Source organism: Kamptonema formosum PCC 10802, assembly GCF_000332335.1.
GTDB lineage: Bacteria > Cyanobacteriota > Cyanobacteriia > Cyanobacteriales > Oscillatoriaceae > Oscillatoria.
Map to the genome: position 1 here is coordinate 462,658 of NZ_KB235950.1, position 4,464 is coordinate 467,121.

The window sequence follows — 4,464 nt, forward strand, 5'->3', positions numbered from 1 at the left end:
AGCTAATGGCGATGGAACCAACAGAAGCAGCATGACTGGTGAGAGTGCAGATACATCTGAAGCCCTTAGCCTGCCTGCCTTCAGGGCGATTTGTTCCGCTCTTTGCACTCTGGTTAGGACGGGTTTGACGGCGGTGATATTTCTGTAGGCACCGGTGCGACTTCTGTCTTCTGATAGACATTTCGTTGGTTTTTTTGCTGTCTGTGGAGTGGCAATGCCTGCCGCGCCTCTGTCGCACTCTGGTAGTCGCTTTTTTGGCAAGTATAGCAGTATGCACTTAGGTTAGAACATTAGACCTTCAAGGGGGGCGGGACGCCTGCCCTACGTCTATAGAGCAGTAAGCATTTAGGAAACCTACATTCCGGCCTCCCTTGCTCGCCCGCTCCCGAAGCTTCTATTGTTCTAACCAATATGACTGCTGCTATGCTAGAGGACGCCAGTTAATCTCGCCGCTTTCTTCGTCTTCGTGATATAGCAGTATGCACTTGTCAGGCTTGATATCTCTGTGGATGACGTTCTGACTGTGAACAAACTCCAGAATGCCAGCTCGCTGCCCTTGGGGGTGGCCTTCGTTCCCACCGGCACAGGTTATCGCACCGGCGGCGGCAACAGTGGGGGGGATAGTAGGGGTGCCAATTGCACCGGCAATTTCAATGCTCCGGTGCGTGCGTCCCGAGGGCCAGCCACAGCAGGACTGCGCTAGCTCAAGGGAGGGGGAGAAAAAAAAGAGGGGATATTGCAGAACCTGGAAAAACCTGCGCCCGTCCTAATACCGGGTGAAAATCAGGAAAATGCTTGACAGTTAACCGCTAATGTGCTGCAAAATCCAATCGGTAGCGGCGGCTAAATCTGGGGCGATGAAGTCGGGTTTGGTGTGGTGCTGGTAGTCCCCAGAGAGGACTAGCTCGCCATAGCCGGTGCGCACCAATATCCCCTGACAGCCGGCATTGTGGGCCATATCCACATCGGTGGCTTTGTCACCCACCATGAAACTCTGGCCCAAATCCAAGTCGTGCTGCCACGCCGCCGCCACCAGCATGCCGGTGTTGGGTTTGCGCCAAGTGGTCCACCGGCTAAATTCTGGGGTGACGCCCCCTTCTGGCGGGCTCAGGTCGGGACAGGAGTACAGCGCGTCTAAGCGAGCGCCGGCTTCGGCGTCCAGCAGCTGGCAGAGACGCCGGTGCAGGGCATCCACGTGGGAAGCGGGGTAGTACCCCCGTGCCGGTCCCGATTGGTTGGTCACCAGACAGCAAAACACTTGCCGGTCGTTTAACCGGCGCACCGCTTCAGCGGAACCGGGGATTAAGTGCAGGTCTTCGAGCCGGTGGATGTAGCCGGCTTCGACATTGAGCACGCCATCCCGGTCGAGGAATACAGCTGGTCTAGCCACCCCACACCCTCTGCAGTACGGTTTGTGGGGAGATATCGGCCATCAAGCCGGTGGGGGATTTGATACCGATGAACTTGTCGTTAACCGGCAGCAATTTTTTGGGGTCGGTGGGGCCAAACAGGGCCACCGTGTAGGTTTGCACGGCGACCGCCAGGTGCATGGGGGCGCTGTCGGTGCACACCATCAGGTTTGCGCCGGCAATCGTCGCCGCCAGCTTGCCGATATCCTCTGGTGCCGTAACTTTGAGGTTGGGGAGCGAGTGCAACAGCTGGCCAACGAACGCTTCATCCTCTGGCCCTTTAACCACCACCACCGGCAGTTGGGGCTGGCGCTGCTGGAAGTCTTTGATAATCTCCTTCCAATACTCCACAGGGTAGATTTTGTCAAGCCCCTTTTCTTTGGCCATCTGGCTGGAGCCGCCGTGGATGAGAACGCAGCCGGTGCCTTTGATTCCCAGCTTTTGTTGTTCGGCTTCCGCCCACTTGATGTCCTCCTTGAGCAGGGTTATGGACAGATCCGGACAGGGGCGGGAAATGCCGAACCCTTGCAGCAAGTCGTGGTACATGCTGGCGGCATACTGTTCGGTTTTCAGGGGGACGGGGTTGGTGAGAAAGGTGTTGCCGCTGCCGGCGTAGCCAACCCGGATGGGGGTGCCGGTTAACCAGAGGAAGAATGCCACGCCCTTCCGCCGGCCCAGGGACAGGACGGCATTGTACTCGCCATCGCGAACCGTACCCAGCAAGTTCGCCCAATCTGCCAAACCGTTGCGGTTCTTGAAATCGAAGGGAATCAGATCCAGGGACTTGTCGTGGAACCACTTGCAGACGCGGTACGCCGCTTTGGCGCGAGGTTCTGCCACAACGCCTAATTCGGCGTTGGGGTAAGACCGCTTCAGGTCATCCAGCGTCGGGAAGAATAGGATTTGGTCGCCAATCCCGCCAGGGACTAGAGCCAGTATACGCATCTTGGTTATTTGAGCTTGCCAATCGTCTATTTTACCTGTTAGCTGTTAGCTATTAGCCACGAAGGCAATCCCCAATCGAAAATTCAGAAATGAGGTACTGAGGTGCAATTACTGATTCCCGCTGCTGGGATGGGACGCCGCATGGGCAGCGACCGCAACAAGCTCCTGCTGGCCTTGCTGGGCAAGCCTTTGATTGCCTGGACGCTTTTGGCTGCTGAGGCGTCTGAGCAAATCAGCTGGATTGGCATTGTCGGCCAGCCTGAGGACTGGCCAGATTTTCAGGCCATTCTGGCCGGCCTGTCTGTGCGCAAGCCGGTGCGGCTGATTCAAGGGGGGGCGACGCGCCAGGAGTCGGTCTACAACGGCTTGCAGGCGCTACCGCCGGCATCTGAACGGGTGCTGGTTCACGATGGGGCGAGGTGTCTGGCCACTCCCGAGCTGCTCGACCGCTGCGCCAAGGCGCTCTATGAGTGCGCCGGCCTGATTGCGGCGGTGCCGGTGAAGGATACGATTAAGGTGGTCGAACCGGCAGCACGGCTGATTGTGGACACGCCCGACCGGCGAAATCTGTGGGCGGCTCAGACTCCGCAGGGATTTGATGTCAAGTTATTGGCGGAGTGTCACGAGCAAGGGCGCTCTCAGGGTTGGGAAGTGACGGATGATGCGGCTCTGTTTGAACGGTGCGGGCTGCCGGTGCGGATTGTGGTGGGGGAGGAGACGAATTTGAAGGTGACGACGCCTGCCGATTTGGCGATTGCGGAATTTATTTTGCGCCAGCGGCTGAAAGGGACTGGGCATGAGGGATGAAGGATGGGGCGTGGGGCATGGCGGCGGGCATGGGGGCATCGGGGATTGGGCATCATCGTATTGGGTATTACTAATCTCCAAGGCCGGTGCGCAAGCTGCCGGTTAAACAACCGGACGTGATATGAAGGGTGGGGTCGCAGAAGTACCTTAGGGATGACCAGACCCCGCTCAGTGGCAGTCTTTCAAAAACCCTTGACTGTACCACTGTCTGGCTGTCGCTCCGGGACAAACCCTATACATTTCCCAAGTTTTTCACAACCTTTAACAAAAACTGAAGTGAGAGAAATTCACCGGCACTAAAAACGGTAAGAGAAATTAACAAAAAACCCGAAGAAAATCTGAAAACAGGTGTTATAGTAAAAAAAGTTGAGCCGCAAAAAGGCAAGTGGAAAAACGCAGGTGTCGGGTGAGGGCTGCTAAAAGCCAAACCCACCGGCATCATCAAGTGAGGAGTCAGGGGAACATTTCACATGGAACCAAACACTGGGTAAAATTTGTTAGCCTTCCCGTCAGGCGGGACTCAGGAGTTAGAGATTCCCTCCCAATGGATTCCATCGGGAGGTGAAAGCGATTCAAGCAATTTATTGAACTTCCCTGAAGCCGATGAGGGGGCTTTTTTATTGCCCCAGTTCAGAGAGCCCTCACTCCCCCAGTACCTGCTGCCCCCTCTACTAACTATAGGTCTAGATTTGCTGTCATCCAGCGACAGCGGTGCCAGCAACACCGACAATATAACCAATGACAGCACGCCTACCTTTGCGGCAGACTTATTGACGGGTTCGCCTGTGGGGGTGGCGAAAGTGCAGCTGTACGCAAACGGGCAATTCGTAGGGGAAACAACAAGAAGAAATAGCACACAAATTACCTCAATTCCCCTGACATATGGCCCACATGTTCTGCGGGCGAGGGCCTTAAATATTGCCGGCAGTGTGCTGGCTTCTTCCGCACCACTAACTGTTACAATTGACACGAGTGCACCCTCTCTCTCCTTAACAGCGCCGATTGCCGGTTGGGCGCACAGTTCCACAGCGCGGCTGATTGGTTCAGCCGGCGATACCGGTGGGGGAGTTCCCAATGTTCAATACTCCTTAGATGGCGGTAGTTCATCCCCAGTGCCGGTGAGTGCAGCGGGACAGTTTGACGCCGCGATTGCTGCTAATGGGTTAGGGCTAGGCGACCACAATATTGGGGTGATTGCAACTGACACAGCCGGCAACCAGGCTTCACAGTCTGTGGATTTCTCAGTCACAGAAAACTTTTTAATCCGCAAACAAGGCAGCACCGGCTGGGCGGCAGAAACCGC

The 4,464-nt window shown here is 56.2% G+C and carries 5 protein-coding genes; 3 read left to right on the plus strand and 2 right to left on the minus strand.

Annotated features, from left to right (window positions below; all coding sequences use genetic code 11):
* Positions 1 to 523 precede the first annotated feature (523 nt).
* Positions 524 to 703, plus strand: a complete 180-nt coding sequence (locus OSC10802_RS0135970; RefSeq protein WP_155969173.1) for a hypothetical protein — start codon at positions 524 to 526, stop codon at positions 701 to 703.
* A gap of 99 nt (positions 704 to 802) precedes the next feature.
* On the opposite strand, the gene OSC10802_RS0135975 is transcribed toward OSC10802_RS0135970, so the two are convergent.
* Positions 803 to 1,390 carry a D-glycero-alpha-D-manno-heptose-1,7-bisphosphate 7-phosphatase gene (locus OSC10802_RS0135975; protein WP_017721604.1) on the minus strand — a complete coding sequence of 196 codons (588 nt, stop codon included), beginning with the start codon at positions 1,388 to 1,390 and terminating at the stop codon, positions 803 to 805.
* Entirely contained in the window at positions 1,383 to 2,354 is a 972-nt protein-coding gene (locus tag OSC10802_RS0135980) for a glycosyltransferase family 9 protein (protein ID WP_017721605.1), read from the minus strand. The genes OSC10802_RS0135975 and OSC10802_RS0135980 overlap by 8 nt, the downstream gene beginning before the upstream one ends.
* Before the next feature lie 102 nt (positions 2,355 to 2,456).
* Between OSC10802_RS0135980 and ispD the strand changes: the two genes are divergently transcribed.
* Both ispD and OSC10802_RS53725 read left to right on the plus strand, forming a co-directional pair.
* Positions 2,457 to 3,161 carry a 2-C-methyl-D-erythritol 4-phosphate cytidylyltransferase gene (ispD, locus tag OSC10802_RS0135985; RefSeq protein WP_017721606.1) on the plus strand — a complete coding sequence of 235 codons (705 nt, stop codon included), beginning with the start codon at positions 2,457 to 2,459 and terminating at the stop codon, positions 3,159 to 3,161.
* 584 nt (positions 3,162 to 3,745) lie between these two features.
* Positions 3,746 to 4,464, plus strand: a 719-nt coding sequence (locus OSC10802_RS53725; RefSeq protein WP_198525368.1) for an Ig-like domain-containing protein, incomplete at its 3' end; no start/stop codon positions are given.